Here is a 14,991-nt window from a genome sequence, read left to right as displayed (position 1 = left end):
GACGCGAGCGCCAGACAGTGTTTCCTCCTTAGTCGCTGACCGGTCTAGTTGGCGCGGGCGGACGAAGGTGGATCCTCGATGTCGCCCGGGTCGTTGCGATCCGAAACTGATGCGCGCCACTGAATATCTCTCACCTAAAAGCCGTCCGACCCTATCCCCGCTGATTGAAATGCCGCGGCGAGACCGCGTCCCAGCAACAGGTCCTTCCCGCACCTCCGGGCCGTGGCCAGAAGATGTTCACCCCACACTGCAGCCAGGGGCGCCATCGCATCGCTCAGGTACACCATGTCGAATTCGCGTTCGGCGAAACCGCATCGGATCCCGATCGCGTTGAGATTGACCGGTCGCCGTGCAGTCGACCAGCCGCTCGGATGTTCGGACGCAATGGGAAAACCCGGCCCGAGCGCGACGACGGACCGTGAATGAGCTACTTCAGACATCAGTCCGACGAAAAGCATCGATGTGTCGTTCGGATGCTGACGAAGGATCTGCAGGTCAGCTCGGCTGTTCGTTGAATCTCGAGCCCACCTCGCGACGCGCTCCCACTCGGGCTGCTCCAATTGCGCCAGGGGCCTGTTGCAGATGAAGAACTCGATTTCCATATCGACACATCGATCGGCCCACTGTTCCAGGTTAGCTCGATTGCTTCTTGCTTGTTCGGCTGTATTTTCGGAGATGCTCGGCAGTTCTACGCCCCACGCGTCCTCTATCCAGTGAAGAGAAAGGCCCATCCGGCATAGCCTGTAGCCGAACTCCACATCTTCGACTCCATAAGTTGAGAAGCGCTCGTCGAAACCGCCCGCGGAGAAGAAATCCGATCGCGAAACTGCAATGTTCCGCCCCCAGTAGAAACGCCAGGGGACCGCCAGCGGAACCCGCCGGACATCGACATCCAACCACTTGTCCGATCTGTAATCAGCGTAGCCGGGCCGCGTAGCCATCTCCATGCGTCTTGTGCGCCAGTCCGGGCCGCTGACAAGAGAACGGAATGCATGGGCATCTTCGCCAGAGAAGTCCCAGCCGTAGGTCGGCCCTGCTGTACTGCGTTTACCGACTTCGACGTTCGCCGCATGGGACTGAATCAGGTTCTCGCCCGCGAGAGTGCCGCAATCGAGGAAGATCAGTGTTCTGCCCTGAGATGCTCGCGCGCCGAGATTCCTTGCCGCGCTCAGGCGGAACCCGTCGTCTCGTTGGCGAGTGTAAGAGATGTCAATCGCGTGTTCGAAGGCCTTGACGACCGCAACGGTATCGCTCGAAGAGCCGTCGTCTGCGACGATGACCTCATAGGTGAACGACGCCTCTTGTTGCGCTAATGTCGTCAGAGTTCTTCTCAACTCGTCAGGGCGGTCATAGGTCGGAACGACGACTGAAACCTCCGGAGAAACACCGTCTGCTTTCTGCGGGAAGATCAACGGTCCTGACATGCCTTCATCCTTTCTCGCGTACCTGGAGGCATCGCAGAGCCGGCCCTCATTGTACGTTGCGGACTGCACTCCGCTATGTCGCGGTAAAGGAGTGATCGCTTCACGTCAGTTCGCTTGTGACTTCGCAATTCGATGTGCGAGACCGTAGCAGGCTGTGCCCTTCGGCGACCAGAGTGTGGCGCGCGTGGCACCCCTCGGGTCGTGAACACCGTGCGCACGCGCAGACGTGGCGCCAAGGCTCGCCCGCTGTCCAGCTCTCACAGAGCCAGGCGCGGCGAGTGTCATTTCGTGCCAGTCGTCGGCGTGGATGGCTGTGGGATATATGTTCATCATCACATCGAACCGACGAAGACCCACACGAAGAGGTGCGGAGTGATTTATCTCGATTCTGCGGCCACGTCTTTTCCCAAGGAGCATCATGTAGTGGACGCGATGAAATCCTATGCTGAACGTGGAACAAGCCCAGGCAGGTCGGGGCACCGGCTATCCGCTTGGGCTGAGGGCCAAGTCTGGGCAGCTCGTGAGTCGCTAGCAGATCTGGTCAAATGCATCGATCCGGAGCGGGTGACCTTCTCGCTGAATGCAACGATGTCTCTCAATGCGGTTGTGCACCACCTGGGCTCGATCGGGGGCCGCGTCCTGACGTCCGCTTTCGAACACAATTCAGTGGTTCGGCCACTTCATGCAGCGGCGCAGGAGGGTTCGGTCAGGCATGAGATCATTCCGCCCTCGACCAGCGGACCGTTCGATCTCGATCGACTGCACGAGCAACTGCATGCCGGCGGAGTCGCCGGGGTCATTGTCACCTGGGCCTCCAACGTCTCCGGTTCAGTGCTTCCGATCCGTGAAATCTCTGAAGTCTGCAGAGAGGCCGGTGTTTTCATCGCCGTGGATGGGGCGCAGGCGCTTGGGTACCTTGATGTCGACGCGGGTCTTGCGGACGTGCTGGTGTTCGCTGGGCACAAGGGTTTGGGGGGGCCTTTGGGTGTTGGTGGCGCTGTTGTTGGAGAAGGTGTCCGGTTGTCGCCTTTCGTCACCGGCGGAACGGGTGGACGTTCTGAAAGTCGGGATCATCCCTGCTGGCTGCCCTGGTCGCAAGAGGCGGGAACACAGAATGGGATCGGAATCGCCGGGTTAGGCGCGGCTCTGAGGCTGTTGGACGGGGCCGAGATCGCCAGAAGGCGGCGTCGAGCAACCGATTTGCGAGAACGATTCGTTACTGGTCTCAGTGGTGGTGGCGCGGTCACCCTCATCGAATCGCCCAGCGCCGAAGAACCTGTCGGAGTGGTGTCGTTCCGGATGAACCGTGTGACCCCGAGTGTTGCTGCTTCGCTCCTCGAAGAACGCTTCGACATTCTCGTTCGCGCCGGACTGCATTGCTCTCCTCTGGCCCACGAGACTCTTGGCACAGGCGATGGCGGGACTGTCCGGGTGAGTTTCGGGCCGAGAACTACGACAAATGAGGTCGATCTAGCACTTGCCGCAGTCCAGTCCATCTCATCGAGTTCGAGCGAAAGGAAATGATGAAGAATGTCGGTCACCTGGGATCCCGAATGCGTCTTCTGCAGGTCGAATCCGCGTCGAGTGTGGGAGGAAGACGGACTCGCGGTCTGTTCTGATCCAGCTCCCCTTCGGCAGGGTCACCTCCTCATCTACACAACCGAGCACTATCCATCGGCCGCAGACATGGATGCGCAGGCGGCAGAGCGGCTCGACGCATTGGAGGCCGACCTCGGTAAGCGCATCTGTGCGGAGTTCGGGGACTACGTTCTGTTCGAGCACGGGCGTACCGGTCACTGTCTTCGAAGTCGTCCTGGAGAGCGCCTCTGTCATCACATGCACGTCCACATGATCCCCGGCGCCCTAGACTTGCGGGGCTATGCAGGAATAGCGCAAGAGATCGAGATCTCATCATGGCGAGACGTCCTAGCCCTTGGTAGCGATGTCGATGGCTACGTTGTCATCGGCAATGCGCACGAAAAGGTCGTCGCGCCATTGACGCGCTCTCTTCCTCCGCATCACCTGCGTACGGTGATCGCGCGAGCGAACGCAACTCCAGATCTCGCCGACTGGGAACTCGCTCTCGCGGGAGAAGAGGTGAGCCTGGTCGCCGCTGCATCGCATTCGACTGTCGTCGCGCTCGTTGAGAATTTTCGGTTTGCGAGGGCGACATGAAGCGCCCCGTTGTACTGCATGTCTCGTGGGGAAGGGGGAACGGCCACGTCACGCGCCTGGTAGCCATAGGTCGGGCTTTTCACTCCGCGGGTTGGGACTGTGTTCTGCTCGGTCGGCAGAATGCGGTGCACGATCGATTGGTCTCGAAGGCGGGAATCTTCACGACAGCCTATTACCGCGAAGGTGTCGCAGACATCGACCCATGGGCAGAATGGGGAGATCCTGGCGTGTTCGATGAAGCAGTCGTTGCTGACGTCGCTGTGCTCCAGCGGTTCAGGCCGGACCGGGTGATCAACGATAACCGATTGTCGATGATCGTAGCTTGCGCTTCGCTCTCCATCCCGATCGTCACGCTATGCCAAGACAATCAGCTCGTCGGCTACCGCTATCAGGGCGAGGGAGTGTCCGAGATCTGGACCGGACCGCTCATGGCGGTCAACGAGGCTCTTGGGCGGCGAGGGCTTCCCCTGGTCGATCGAGATGTTCGAGAACTGTTCGAACGCGGGCTGATCGCAATACCGAGTGCGCCGAGTCTTGACGTCATGGAGAGCCGCGTCGGTATGAGAGAAGTGGTTTTCACTGGCGTTCTCGGACCGGTCAAAGCGGGTCTGCATGGATCCGGGTTGCTGTTCTATCGGACGGTAGGAGGAATCGACTCGGAGTTCCTGCACGCTTTCGAGAACTGGGAAGGAGAAATCTATGTGGCGACCGGAGACCAGGCGTCAGCGGATTCGTATCGACATGTCCCGGACGCCATCCACGTCGCGGCTCTCTGGGATCTCGAAGAAGTGTTTCCGGAGCTGGCTGCCGTCGTGCATCACGGAGGACATGGAATCGCGACGACGTGCGTGGCATCAGGGGTGCCAGCCGTCATTCTTCCAGGTCACAATCCGGAGAGGCGTTCGAACGGGTATCGGGTGGAGTTGTCGGGGTGGGGGAAGGTGCTCGGTCCACTTTCAGCGGAGGGTACTCGATGGGGCCCGGCCGTTGATGTGACCGGAGACCGTCCTCCGTGGAGCGATGTCCGTGGTGCAGTCGACGCTCTCCGGGCCCCCGACGTCGACGCGGGCGGGTCCGTCGCGTCAGCATCAGAGCTCGTCCGGCTGCTGACATGACGAGGGAGAAGCTCGTCCGAGACGGTGTACCGGCACTGCTCCGGGGTCTCGGTGTCGACGCGCGCTTCAGATCCGTCGATGCCGGCGAGCGGCGGGCCTGGCTCCTGGCGAAGCTGAAGGAGGAATGCGACGAGGTCCTGGCTGCCCCGTCCGTCGAAGAGCTGGCGGACGTCGCGGAAGTCCTGCATGCGCTCGCGTCGGAGCTCGGAGTGGCCTGGAGCGAGGTCGAAGCGGTGCGCGAGAGGAAAGGAGCGGACCGCGGAGTGTTCGACGCCGGAGTCGTGATGCGACTCTCCGAGTAGCACTCTGCTCGCGCGGCGGCGTCGTACCCTCGTCTGCATGGGGTTCGTCTTCTCGCTGCTGATCATCGTCCTGACCGTGCTCGCGCTGGTCGACGTCGTGCGGCAGCCGGACAATGTCATCAAGAACCTCCCCAAGATCGTGTGGATCCTGCTGATCTTCTTCCTCCCGCTCATCGGCGTCTCGCTGTGGTTCCTGCTCGGGCACGACTGGAAGCGTGGCGACGGCGGATCCTTCGTGCCGGGGCGCCGAGTGCCCCGCCGCCGGAAGCAGGCGCCGCCGACGGTGGTGGTGCGGCCCGCTCCGAAGAGCACCGAGGAGCAGCTCGCCGACCTCGAGCGCGAGGAGGCGCACTACGCGCGGCTCGCGGAGGAGCAGCGTCGCCGCCGCGAGGGGGAGCGGCCGCTCGACGCGTGAGCGGCCGCTCCGGAGGCCGCTACTTCGAGAAGTTCGACGCCGCCCACTGGATCGAGGCGATCTTCGCCTGACCCGCGACGCTCGGGTGGAAGTAGTCGGTGGTCCCGATCAGGCCCTTGGTGACGGGGGTCGCGGTGAGCGCTCCGCCGTCCCAGTCGCAGAGCTGACCGGCGGCGCTGCACGCCGTCTGCAGCGCGGTGTTGTACTGCGTCGTCCGCGTCTTCGCGGCAGCGGCGGAGGCGGCCGCGGCGGTGCTGCTGAGCCTGCGGCCGGTGGAGCTGACGCCGCGCGTGGTCCGGCAGAGGTCGCCGCCCGCCCAGACGAGCGCGCCGACTCCGGTCTTGACGACCGACCACTCGGAGGCCACGTTCGGCATCGACGAGAGGACGATGCGGGCGGAGGGCCACGTGGTGCGGATCTTCGTGATCGCGGCGGAGGCTCCGGTGCGGAACGTGCTCGCCGGGGTCATCGTGTAGCCGTCGGAGGCGACGCGGTTGTCGGGCGAGCAGAGGTCGTTGCCGCCGATGAGCAGGGTGACGACGTCCGGCCGCACGCCGGCGGCGACCGCGGCGTCGATCCGCGAGGGGACCTGCGCGACGACGTCGCCGGTGGTGGCGAAGTTCGCAGTCGTGACGGTGGTGCCGGGGAGCGCGGTCCGCAAGCGGGAGGCGAAGGAGTTCACGGAGGAGCTGGTGCCGGTGGACCAGTTGTTGCGGGGGCAATCCGCGAAGGAGCCGCAGGTGCCGTAGGCCTGGGTGATGGAGTCGCCGAGGCTCAGCACCGAGAGGGTGGCGGGAGTGGCGGCGGCGGCGGCCTGCGCCGGGAGCAGCGCGGCGGCGAGGGCGAGCGCGGCTCCGACGGCGAGGGCGCGGACGCGGCGGCTCGGGGTCGGCGGGCGGGAGGGGGAGAGGCTCATGGGGGACCGTTCTCGAGGGGGAGGACGGTGGGGGAGCCGTCGGTGCTGACGCTAGGGGAGCGGCGCCCCGGATGACCCCGAACGGGTGACCCCAGAACGGGCCGGATGTGCGCGACGGCAGCGGATCCGGTCGTCCGGCGGGCGGAACCGTCTGGAAGGCGAGCGTCCTCTCAGCCGCCTGCCACCGGCACGATCCGCAGCCGGCTCATCGCCCAGACCAGCGCCCCCGACGCGAGGAACGCGACCGCGATCCCGACGACGAACACCGACACCTGCCCGTACCCGGTCGCGGGATCCAGGAACGGATAGGGCACCCAGCCGTCCGTCGCTCCGCGGATCAGCACCACGACGAGCCAGACGATCGGGTAGACCACGACCAGCCAGAGCCTGCGCCACGGCAGCGGAGGGCGATCCGCGAGCAGCAGCCAGTCGAGCAGTCCGTAGACGGGGAACAGCACGTGCATGACGGTGTTGGCCCACGGCAGCGCCACTCCGCCCGCCACATCGGTGAGGAGGGTGTTGTAGACGAGGCCGACGACGATGATGTACCCGGTGAAGGCACCCCGCACCAGTAGGAGCCCGCCGGGCGCGGGACGGCGGCGGAGCGCGAGCACGGCGGTGGCTCCGAGCACGACGGCCAGCGCGATGTTGCTCTGGATGGTGAAGAAGCCGAAGAAGTTGAACGGGTTCAGCGGCGTCCGAGAGGCGGTGTCGACGGCCGTTGCGATCACGGCGACGAGCACGGCGGCGGCCACGAGGAGGCGGAGGAGCGCGACCGGCAGGCGGGCCGACTCCGCCCGGGAGGAGGGAGCGGGCGGCGTCATCGCTCGAGCGTAGCGCCGGAGCGCCTACCCTGTCCCCGTGCTCACGATCGGTGTCGACCTCGCTGCGGAGCCGGTGCGCACCGCTCTCGCCGCCCTCGAGTTCTCCGGCGGTCGGGCCGTCGTCCGCTCGCTCGCCCTCGGCGCCGAGGACGCGATGATCGTCGAGGCGTCACGGGACGCGGCGGTCATCGGGATCGACTGCGCGTTCGGCTGGCCGGTGGAGTTCGCGGCGTTCGTCTCCGCGCACACGCGACGGGAGGTCTCGCCGCGGACGCTCGCGGGACGCGACTGGCGCCGCCGCCTCGCGTACCGCGAGACGGACCGGGTGGCGCGCGAGGTCACCGGCCGCTGGCCGCTCAGCGTCTCGACCGACCGGCTCGGGATGACCGCGATGCGCTGCGCGGAGATGCTCGACGCCTTCGCCGCGAGCGGGGAGGACGTCGACCGCTCCGGGCGCGGACGGCTCGTCGAGGCGTACCCGGCGGCGGCGCTGCGGCTCTGGGGAGTGGACACCACGGGGTACAAGACGCGACCGGAGGCCGTGGCGCTCGCGGTGGAGTCGCTGCGACGAGCCGCGCCCTGGCTCCATGTGCCGGCGCCCGCGCTCGCGCTGATGAGCCGCTCCGACGACGCCTTCGACGCCGTCGTCGCCGCTCTCAACGCCCGCGCCCACGCACTGGGCGCGACCCTGCCGGTGCCTCCCGAACTGCAGGAGGCGGCGGAGGCCGAGGGGTGGATCGCGGTCCCGACCGGATCGCTCGCGGAGCTCGCGGGCTGATCCGGCCGTCTCGACGGGTGTGCACTCAGGCCGGGATCTTCGCCCCCAGCAGGCCGGCGGCGACCTCGGCGGCCCGCTCGGCCTCCTCGACAGTCGAGAAGGGTCCGGTGGGGACGAGGGAGGGCGCGGTGGTCAGTCGGGCGTCGATCTCGAGTCGGAACCGGGGCAGCTCCGCCCCGGGAACGACGACGATCCTGACTCCGTTCCGGCTCCATCGCGCGGGTTGGATAGAAGAAATCTGTGTCATGGTGCTCTCCGCTTTCGCGATCATCCGCACGGGTGGCTGACGCCTCGACCGTGCACGCTTCACGCTACGTCCGGTGCCCGTCTCTCCGAACGGGCTTGACCTCTCAGGCTCGTCGGGCGTAGCGCGTCACTGCAGTCGGTCGAGGGTGTCGCTGATCCGCCGCAGGCACTCGATGAGGACCGACATCTGCGCGGCGTCCAGGTCGGCGAGCACCTCGCCCTCGGCAGCGACGAGATTGCGCATCGCCTCGTCGACCCGCTTCGTGCCCCGCGGGGTGAGCGAGACGATCTTGCTGCGGGAGTCGGCGGCGTTCTGCTCGCGGACCACGAGCCCGCGGGCCCCGAGGCGGTCGACGCGGCTGGCGAGGTTGCCGCTGGACAGCGCGAGGTGCGTGGCCAGTGCCGAGGGCGTCATCCCGCCCTCCCCGCGCTGCCGCAGCAGCGAGAGGAGCTCGAACTCCCACGGGGCGAGATCGCTGACGGCGAAGGACTGCCGCCGCACCTCCTGCACGCGCGGGCTGAGGCGGCGGAGGCGGGAGACGACGTCCAGAGGCGCGAGATCGAGGTCGGGCAGGGCCCCGGCCCACGCGTCGATCACCAGATCGACATCGTCGTCTTCGCGCATGCCCCGATTATCCCCGGACGGCGCGGGCGCCGACGACGGGTGGTCCGGGGAGGCCGGCGGGCCTAGCCTGTGCGGACGACGGGCGGGCCGGTCAGGCGCGGGCGGCCCGGACGTAGGCGACGATCGCGTTGGCGTGGCCGTGGCCCAGGCCGTGCTCGGTCTTCAGCCAGGTGACGACCTGCATGTGCGGCTCGGAGCGCAGACGCTCGTCGGCGAGATCGAGCCAGTCCTGGACGGGACGGCCGTAGGTCTTCTCGATGCTCGGGAAGTACGAGGCCGGTCCCTTCGGCTTCGCGCCGTCGGCGGGCGGTTCGGGAGCGAGCACGCGGTCGGTCATGCGGTCACGATAGCGAGCCGCGGTCAGGTCGTGTAGGCCGAGGGGTCGAACCGGCCGAGCTCCTCGCGGAAGGCGAAGGCGAAGTCGGGCCAGAGCAGGGTGAGTCGCCGGTTGTCGTCCAGGTACCAGCTCTCGCAGCCCCCGTTGGTCCAGACGGTGTCGGCGCTGAGGGCGTCGAGGCGAGCGACGGAGGCGGCCTCGGCCTCGGCGGTGACCTCGAGCCGGTCGGCGCCGGAGACGGCGAGGTGGTCGAGCGCGGCGAGCACGTAGGCGATCTGCGTCTCGATCATGTGCACCGCGGAGTTGTGGCCGAGGCTCGCGTTGGGGCCGTTGACGACGAAGAGGCTCGGGAACCCGTGGACCGCGGTCGACTCGTACGCGACCATGCCGTCGGCCCAGCGGTCGGCGAGGAGGACGCCGCCGCGGCCGCGGATGCGCCGGGCGAAGGGCGGCCGCGTGGAGTGGAAGCCGGTCGCGAAGACGAGCACGTCGACCCCGTGCGGGACGCCGTCGTCGCCGAGCGCGGCCCCCTCCTCGATGCGCCGGAGCGGACCGGGGACCACGCGGACGTGCGGCTGCGCGAGAGCGGGGTAGTAGTCGTCCGAGAGGAGCACGCGCTTGCAGCCGATCTCGTAGTCCGGAGTCAGCACGGCGCGGAGTGCGGGATCGATGATCTGCGACTCGAGGTGGCCGAGCGCCTCCGCCCGCAGCCGATCGATGGCCTCGGGCACGGCGACACGGCCGGCGAAGCCGAGCTCGGCGCGCCAGAACAGCTCCTCGCGGAGCCTCGCGAGGGCCCCGGGCGCACGGGAGAGGGCTCGGCGCTCCTCCGGCGGGTACGGGCGGTTCCGGCGGGGGACGACGTACGGGGCCGAGCGCTGGAAGAGCACCACCTCGGCGGCGCGCTCGGCGAGGTGCGGCACGATCTGCACGGCGGAGGCTCCCGAGCCGACGATGCCGACGCGCTTCCCGTCGAGATCGACGTCGTCCCGCCAGCGCGCGGAGTGGAAGGCGGGACCCGCGAACGAACCCAGGCCCGGGACGGCCGGGAGGCGGGGCTCGGAGAGGCGCCCCGCGCAGACGAGGAGGACCGCGGCGGAGTAGTCGCCCCGGGAGGTGCGCACCCGCCAGCGGTGCGCCTCCTCGTCGAAGACCGCCTCGAGCACCTCGGTCCCCAGCCGGAGCCGCGGCGTCAGGCCCTCCTTCTCGACGACGCGCTCGAGGTAGGCCTGGATCTCGGCCCCGGGGGCGTAGAACGCCGACCAGTCGGCCTCGGGGGCGAAGGAGTAGGAGTAGAGGTGCGAGGGGATGTCGCAGGAGACCCCGGGGTAGACGTTGTCCCGCCAGGTCCCGCCGATCCGCTCGGCGCGCTCCAGCACGACGAACGAGGTCCCGCCGCGGCGCTCCAGGCGGACCGCGGCTCCGAGGCCGGCGAACCCGGCGCCGATCACGACGACGTCGACGTCCATCAGACCGTCGTCCTCGCGAGGACGCTGCCCGCCGGGTCGCGGTGCGGATCGGCGAGGAAGTGCTCGAGGACGGCGAGGAGCTCGGCGGGCCGCTCGGCGAGCACCGCGTGACCGGAGTCGAGGACGGCGTAGCGGGCGTCGTCGATCGCGCCGAGCAGGGCCTCGGCGCCCTCGACGCCGGCGACGGCATCGGCGGAGCAGCCGACCACGAGGGCGGGAACCCGGCAGTCCGAGGCGGCCGCAGCGACGTCGGCCCGGGCGGAGGCGGCGAGCATCCTGGCGGCGTCGGCGCCCCACGGGGAGGAGGCGGTGGCCGAGCGGACGGCGAGGAGCCGAGCGGCCTCCTCCTGCGCGTCGGGCGGCAGCATCGGCCAGAGGCGCACCGTGCGGAGGAGGCGCTCCGTCGGGCGCAGCCATCCGGCCACGAGGGCGAGGGCGCGCACCCGCCGATCGCCCGTGGCGAGGGCCACGGCGGCTCCGAGCGAGTGGCCGATCAGGACGGCCTCCTCGGCGCCGAGCGCGTCCAGGGAGGCGCGGACCGCGGCGGGTCCGTCGCGCCAGGGGTCGCCGAGATCGGCGAGCTCGAGCGCGGCGACGCGGTGGCGCCGCGCCAGCATCGGCAGCAGCAGCCCGGTGTCGCTCCGCGCGCCCCGACCGACGCCGGTCAGCAGCAGCACGGCGCGCGGGCTCCGCGCACCCGCGGTCAGCAGCCGCACGGCGGCGCCGTCCGACTCGATCCGCTCCTCCCGGACCAGCTCGGCCTGGCGCCGCAGGTACTCGGAGCGGGTCATGACGCCCGGCGGGTCCCGCGGACCGGGAGGCGCATCCGCTGCGGACCCGCCGCTGCGACGGGCTCCGCCCGCAGCGCCCTCTCCGGCGCGACCACGCCGTACGTCGTGGTGCGCTGGCGCCAGCCGCGGCCGATCTCGCCGCTCAGCCGGGCGACGGTCGCGATGTCGAGCGAGCGGTAGGCCTCCGCTCCGGCCTCGGGCCGCAGGGCGCCGTCGAGCAGCAGACCGCCGAGGTCGTCCGCCCCGCCGCGGAGGAGGACCTGCGCCGCGTGCAGTCCGAGCTTGGTCCAGGCGGTCTGCACGTGGGCGATCCGGCCGTGGAGGACGAGCCGTGCGACGGCGTGCACGGCGCGGGTCTCGCGGAGGGTCGGCCCGCCCCGGCTCGCGCGCACCACGGCGGGAGGCGCCTCCGCCGGGACGAAGGGCATCGCGATGAACTCGGTGAAGCCGCCCGTCTCGTCCTGGATCGCCGCGAGCGTGCGCAGGTGCGCGAGCTGCTGCTCGGGGGTCTCGACGTGTCCGTAGACCATGGTCGAGGTGGAGCGGAGGCCGCTGCGGTGCGCGGCCGTGATCGCCTCGCGCCACTCGGCCACGGTCGGGTCCGTCCCCTCGCTCAGGACGGCGCGGACGTCGTCGTCGAGGATGCGGGCGGCGGTCCCCGGGACGGAGTCCACGCCGGCCTCGCGCAGAGCGTCGAGCATCGCGGGCAGGGTTCGGCCCGTGCGCCGGGCGACCTCGAGGATCTCGCCGGGCCGGTAGGCGTGCAGGTGGAGCGAGGGCTGCCGCTGCTTCAGCGTGCGGACGATCAGCAGCAGATCGTCGCCCGAGTGCTCCGGTCCGATCGCGCCCTGGAGGCAGAGCTCGGTGGCGCCGAGCGCGACCGCCTCGTCGGCGAGCTCCTCCAGCCGCTCGACGGTCAGCCCGCCGCCTCCCCAGAGGGAGGTGTCGATGTTGCGGTTGACGACGACCGAGACCTCGTCGCCGGCGGCGTCGTGCCGCAGGTCGTCCGCCAGAGCGGAGAGGGCGTCGAGGTCGTCGCCGTCGGCTGCGAGCAGGGCGAGGTAGTCGGCGTCCTCGAGACCGGCGGGGTCCGTCTCCGCCCGGGCGAGCACGGCGCCGAGGGCGGGCGCGACCGGTCGGGGCAGGGCGTCGAGCGAGTCGCGGTAGGGCCGGGGGAGGACCGCTGCCGCCTCGTCGGCGAGCCAGGTCCCGCGGTCGGCGAGCGCCTCGACGTAGGGAGCGACCCGCGGATCGATCCAGGTGGCCGAGTCGCGGAGGTACTGCGGGTGGGCGGTCAGCCGCTCGTGCAGCCGGTAGCCGGCCGCCGCGGTGAGCCGCGCGAGGTCGTCGATGTTCGGCCAGGGGCGCTCCGGATTCACGTGATCCGCCGTGAGCGGGCTGACACCGCCCCAGTCGTCGACCCCGGCGCGCAGCAGCAGCCCGAGCTCCTGCTCGTCGGTGAGGTTCGGCGGCGCCTGGATCGTCGCCTCGGCGCCCAGCACGAGGCGCGCGACCGCGACGTTGGCCACGTACTCCTGCAGCTCGAGGTCGACCTCGTTCTGCATGGCCGTCCGCGGCTTCGCGCGGAAGTTCTGGACGATGCACTCCTGCACGTGGCCCCACCGCTCGTGGGACTCGCGGATCGCGAAGAGGGCGTCCGCCCGCTCCGCCGCGTTCTCGCCGATGCCCAGCAGCACGCCGGTGGTGAAGGGGATGCGGCTGCGTCCCGCGTCCTCGAGCACGCGCAGGCGCAGCGCCGGGTCCTTGTCCGGGGAGCCGTAGTGCACGCCGCCCTTCTCGGACCAGAGGCGCTCGGCGGTCGTCTCGAGCATCATGCCCATCGAGGGCGCGACCGGGCGGAGCCGCTGCAGCTCGGCCCACGACATCACGCCGGGGTTCAGGTGCGTGACCATGCCCGTCTCGCTCATCACCAGGACGGCCATCGCGCGCACGTACTCGAGCGTCGAGGCGTAGCCGTGCTCGGCGAGCCAGGCGCGGGCGACCGGCCACCGGTCCTCCGGGCGGTCGCCGAGCGTGAACAGGGCCTCCTTGCAGCCGAGCGCGGCACCGGCGCGGGCGACCTCGAGGATCTCCTCCGGCTCCATGAAGGTCGACTCGCGCTTGGCCGCGAGCCCGCCCGGTGTCTCCACGAAGACGCAGTAGTGGCACCGGTCGCGGCAGAGCTTGGTCAGCGGGACGAAGACCTTCCGAGAGTAGGTGACGACGCCGGGCCGTCCGCGGCGGGCGAGTCCGTCGTCGCGCAGGCGGCCGGCGGCCTCCAACAGCAGGTCGAGGTCGTCGCCGCGCGCGCCGAGGAGCTCTTCTGCGGTCTCGCGCGTCAGCGCCTCGCCGTGGTCGAGCCGGGCGAGCAGGGTGGCCGTGGTCATGCGGGAGCGGCCCTTCCGAAGGGAGTCGTGGCGGAGGCGGAGGTCAGAGCGCGCGCAGCCGCGGCGCGAGGTCGCGCTCGAAGGCGTCGAAGAAGCGCTGCTGGTCGTCGCCCGGGGCGTGGAAGACCAGGTGGGTGAAGCCCGCGTCGACGTAGGGCTTGATCTGCGCGACCGTCTCCTCGGGGTCGGAGCCGACGATCCAGCGCTTCGCGACCTGCTCGATCGGCAGCTCGTCGGCGGCGCGCTCCATGTCGACCGGATCGGTCAGCGAGTGCTTCTGCTCCGGCGACAGCGAGAGCGGCGCCCAGAAGCGCGTGTTCTCGAGCGCGAGCGCCGGATCGGGATCGTAGGAGAGCTTGATCTCGATCATGCGGTCGATGGTCGAGGAGTCGCGATCGGCCGCCGCGGCGCCCTCCTCGACGGCGGGGAGCAGCTTCTCGGTGTAGAGCTCCATGCCCTTGCCCGATGTGCAGATGAAGCCGTCGCCCGCGCGGCCGGCGTACTTCGCGACGACGGGGCCGCCCGCCGCGATGTAGACCGGCACGCCGCTCTCGGGCTTGTCGTAGATCGACGCCTCGTGCGTGGAGTAGTACTCGCCGTCGAAGGTGACGCGGTCGCCCGCCCAGAGCGCGCGCATCAGCCGCACGGCCTCGCGCAGGCGGGCGAAGCGCTCCTTGAAGTCCGGCCAGGTCTGCTCGCCCGCGCCCTGGTAGCCGGTGGCGACCTCGTTCAGCGCCTCGCCGGTGCCGACGCCGAGCATGATCCGCTCGGGGTAGAGCACGCCGAGCGTGCCAAACGCCTGGGCGATGACGGCGGGGTTGTAGCGGTAGTGCGGGGTCATCACGGAGGTGCCGAGGGTGATGGTGGAGGTGCGCTCACCGGCCGCGGCGAGCCAGGCGAGGGAGAACGGCGCGTGCCCGCCCGTGTGCCGCCACGGCTGGAAGTGGTCCGAGACGACCGCGGTCTCGAAGCCGTGCCGCTCGGCGCCGACCGCGAGCTCGACGAGCTCCCGGGCGCCGAACTGCTCCGCCGATGCCTTGTACCCGAGCGTGATCGTCATCTGCAGCCTTCGTGAGAGGTGGGACGGCCCCCGGAGCGGGAGCGGCCCCTCCATTCTGCGCCCGCCGCGGCGCCCGGCGGGACGGGTGGACGCACCCGGGGGAGGCGTGCCCCGATCCCGTGCTGGG

The 14,991-nt window shown here is 69.5% G+C and carries 16 protein-coding genes; 6 read left to right on the top strand and 10 right to left on the bottom strand.

The features are described 5' to 3' along the window. Positions 1-134 precede the first annotated feature (134 nt). Complete coding sequence (locus GSU40_RS11825; protein ID WP_160035103.1) at positions 135-1,424, bottom strand: glycosyltransferase; 1,290 nt, start codon at positions 1,422-1,424, stop codon at positions 135-137. Between the two features lie 372 nt (positions 1,425-1,796). On the opposite strand from GSU40_RS11825, the gene GSU40_RS11820 reads away from it, so the two are divergent. The 5 genes from GSU40_RS11820 to GSU40_RS11800 are packed head-to-tail and all read left to right on the top strand — an operon-like array spanning position 1,797 to position 5,431. Beyond that, complete coding sequence (locus GSU40_RS11820; RefSeq protein WP_160035101.1) at positions 1,797-2,948, top strand: aminotransferase class V-fold PLP-dependent enzyme; 1,152 nt, start codon at positions 1,797-1,799, stop codon at positions 2,946-2,948. Positions 2,949-2,954: 6 nt separating this feature from the next. Continuing rightward, entirely contained in the window at positions 2,955-3,599 is a 645-nt protein-coding gene (locus GSU40_RS11815; RefSeq protein WP_160035099.1) for a hypothetical protein, read from the top strand. Further along, a complete protein-coding gene (locus tag GSU40_RS11810; protein WP_160035097.1) occupies positions 3,596-4,714 on the top strand; it encodes a nucleotide disphospho-sugar-binding domain-containing protein in 1,119 nt (372 codons plus the stop codon). Before GSU40_RS11815 ends, GSU40_RS11810 begins: the two co-directional genes overlap by 4 nt. Continuing rightward, the gene (locus tag GSU40_RS11805; RefSeq protein WP_104224621.1) at positions 4,711-5,016 is read left to right on the top strand and encodes a nucleoside triphosphate pyrophosphohydrolase; all 306 of its coding nucleotides are present in this window, start codon (positions 4,711-4,713) and stop codon (positions 5,014-5,016) included. The genes GSU40_RS11810 and GSU40_RS11805 overlap by 4 nt, the downstream gene beginning before the upstream one ends. Positions 5,017-5,053: 37 nt before the next feature. Then, positions 5,054-5,431: a PLD nuclease N-terminal domain-containing protein gene (locus GSU40_RS11800; RefSeq protein ID WP_160035095.1), complete on the top strand. Its 378-nt coding sequence runs from the start codon at positions 5,054-5,056 to the stop codon at positions 5,429-5,431. A 19-nt stretch (positions 5,432-5,450) separates the two neighbouring features. Here the strand turns inward: GSU40_RS11800 and GSU40_RS11795 are convergent, their stop codons facing one another. Both GSU40_RS11795 and GSU40_RS11790 read right to left on the bottom strand, forming a co-directional pair. Next, a complete protein-coding gene (locus tag GSU40_RS11795; RefSeq protein WP_104295765.1) occupies positions 5,451-6,347 on the bottom strand; it encodes a GDSL-type esterase/lipase family protein in 897 nt (298 codons plus the stop codon). 170 nt (positions 6,348-6,517) lie between these two features. Then, complete coding sequence (locus tag GSU40_RS11790; protein WP_160035093.1) at positions 6,518-7,171, bottom strand: Pr6Pr family membrane protein; 654 nt, start codon at positions 7,169-7,171, stop codon at positions 6,518-6,520. Between the two features lie 37 nt (positions 7,172-7,208). Between GSU40_RS11790 and GSU40_RS11785 the strand changes: the two genes are divergently transcribed. Next, positions 7,209-7,949 carry a DUF429 domain-containing protein gene (locus GSU40_RS11785; RefSeq protein WP_160035091.1) on the top strand — a complete coding sequence of 247 codons (741 nt, stop codon included), beginning with the start codon at positions 7,209-7,211 and terminating at the stop codon, positions 7,947-7,949. Between the two features lie 25 nt (positions 7,950-7,974). Here the strand turns inward: GSU40_RS11785 and GSU40_RS11780 are convergent, their stop codons facing one another. The 7 genes from GSU40_RS11780 to fgd all read right to left on the bottom strand — a co-directional run bounded on the left by GSU40_RS11780 (position 7,975) and on the right by fgd (position 14,864). Beyond that, positions 7,975-8,196 (bottom strand): hypothetical protein, encoded by a 222-nt coding sequence (locus tag GSU40_RS11780; protein ID WP_146076606.1) that lies wholly within the window; start codon positions 8,194-8,196, stop codon positions 7,975-7,977. 126 nt (positions 8,197-8,322) lie between these two features. Further along, a complete protein-coding gene (locus tag GSU40_RS11775) occupies positions 8,323-8,820 on the bottom strand; it encodes a MarR family transcriptional regulator (RefSeq protein WP_104261110.1) in 498 nt (165 codons plus the stop codon). 91 nt (positions 8,821-8,911) lie between these two features. Next, positions 8,912-9,157 carry a DUF4287 domain-containing protein gene (locus GSU40_RS11770; RefSeq protein ID WP_104225060.1) on the bottom strand — a complete coding sequence of 82 codons (246 nt, stop codon included), beginning with the start codon at positions 9,155-9,157 and terminating at the stop codon, positions 8,912-8,914. Between the two features lie 23 nt (positions 9,158-9,180). Continuing rightward, entirely contained in the window at positions 9,181-10,626 is a 1,446-nt protein-coding gene (locus GSU40_RS11765) for an NAD(P)/FAD-dependent oxidoreductase (RefSeq protein WP_160035089.1), read from the bottom strand. Beyond that, positions 10,626-11,417, bottom strand: a complete 792-nt coding sequence (locus GSU40_RS11760) for an alpha/beta hydrolase (RefSeq protein ID WP_160035087.1) — start codon at positions 11,415-11,417, stop codon at positions 10,626-10,628. Before GSU40_RS11760 ends, GSU40_RS11765 begins: the two co-directional genes overlap by 1 nt. Continuing rightward, complete coding sequence (gene cofG / locus GSU40_RS11755) at positions 11,414-13,804, bottom strand: 7,8-didemethyl-8-hydroxy-5-deazariboflavin synthase CofG (protein WP_160035085.1); 2,391 nt, start codon at positions 13,802-13,804, stop codon at positions 11,414-11,416. The genes GSU40_RS11760 and cofG overlap by 4 nt, the downstream gene beginning before the upstream one ends. 43 nt (positions 13,805-13,847) lie before the next feature. Then, positions 13,848-14,864 carry a glucose-6-phosphate dehydrogenase (coenzyme-F420) gene (gene fgd, locus GSU40_RS11750; protein ID WP_181067747.1) on the bottom strand — a complete coding sequence of 339 codons (1,017 nt, stop codon included), beginning with the start codon at positions 14,862-14,864 and terminating at the stop codon, positions 13,848-13,850. Between the last annotated feature and the right edge of the window lie 127 nt (positions 14,865-14,991).

The organism is Rathayibacter sp. VKM Ac-2805, from assembly GCF_009834265.1.
GTDB lineage: Bacteria > Actinomycetota > Actinomycetes > Actinomycetales > Microbacteriaceae > Rathayibacter.
The sequence above is the reverse complement of the archived record's forward strand: the minus strand, read 5'-3'. Positions and strand labels throughout refer to the sequence as shown.

Coding starts and splice junctions, on each gene's coding strand:
- GSU40_RS11825 (WP_160035103.1), bottom strand. CDS start 1,424: ATGTCAGGACCGTTGATCTTCCCGCAGAAAGCAGACGGTGTTTCTCCG.
- GSU40_RS11765 (WP_160035089.1), bottom strand. CDS start 10,626: ATGGACGTCGACGTCGTCGTGATCGGCGCCGGGTTCGCCGGCCTCGGA.
- GSU40_RS11780 (WP_146076606.1), bottom strand. CDS start 8,196: ATGACACAGATTTCTTCTATCCAACCCGCGCGATGGAGCCGGAACGGA.
- GSU40_RS11770 (WP_104225060.1), bottom strand. CDS start 9,157: ATGACCGACCGCGTGCTCGCTCCCGAACCGCCCGCCGACGGCGCGAAG.
- GSU40_RS11805 (WP_104224621.1), top strand. CDS start 4,711: ATGACGAGGGAGAAGCTCGTCCGAGACGGTGTACCGGCACTGCTCCGG.
- GSU40_RS11800 (WP_160035095.1), top strand. CDS start 5,054: ATGGGGTTCGTCTTCTCGCTGCTGATCATCGTCCTGACCGTGCTCGCG.
- cofG (WP_160035085.1), bottom strand. CDS start 13,804: ATGACCACGGCCACCCTGCTCGCCCGGCTCGACCACGGCGAGGCGCTG.
- GSU40_RS11760 (WP_160035087.1), bottom strand. CDS start 11,417: ATGACCCGCTCCGAGTACCTGCGGCGCCAGGCCGAGCTGGTCCGGGAG.
- GSU40_RS11775 (WP_104261110.1), bottom strand. CDS start 8,820: ATGCGCGAAGACGACGATGTCGATCTGGTGATCGACGCGTGGGCCGGG.
- GSU40_RS11790 (WP_160035093.1), bottom strand. CDS start 7,171: ATGACGCCGCCCGCTCCCTCCTCCCGGGCGGAGTCGGCCCGCCTGCCG.
- fgd (WP_181067747.1), bottom strand. CDS start 14,864: ATGACGATCACGCTCGGGTACAAGGCATCGGCGGAGCAGTTCGGCGCC.
- GSU40_RS11810 (WP_160035097.1), top strand. CDS start 3,596: ATGAAGCGCCCCGTTGTACTGCATGTCTCGTGGGGAAGGGGGAACGGC.
- GSU40_RS11815 (WP_160035099.1), top strand. CDS start 2,955: ATGTCGGTCACCTGGGATCCCGAATGCGTCTTCTGCAGGTCGAATCCG.
- GSU40_RS11795 (WP_104295765.1), bottom strand. CDS start 6,347: ATGAGCCTCTCCCCCTCCCGCCCGCCGACCCCGAGCCGCCGCGTCCGC.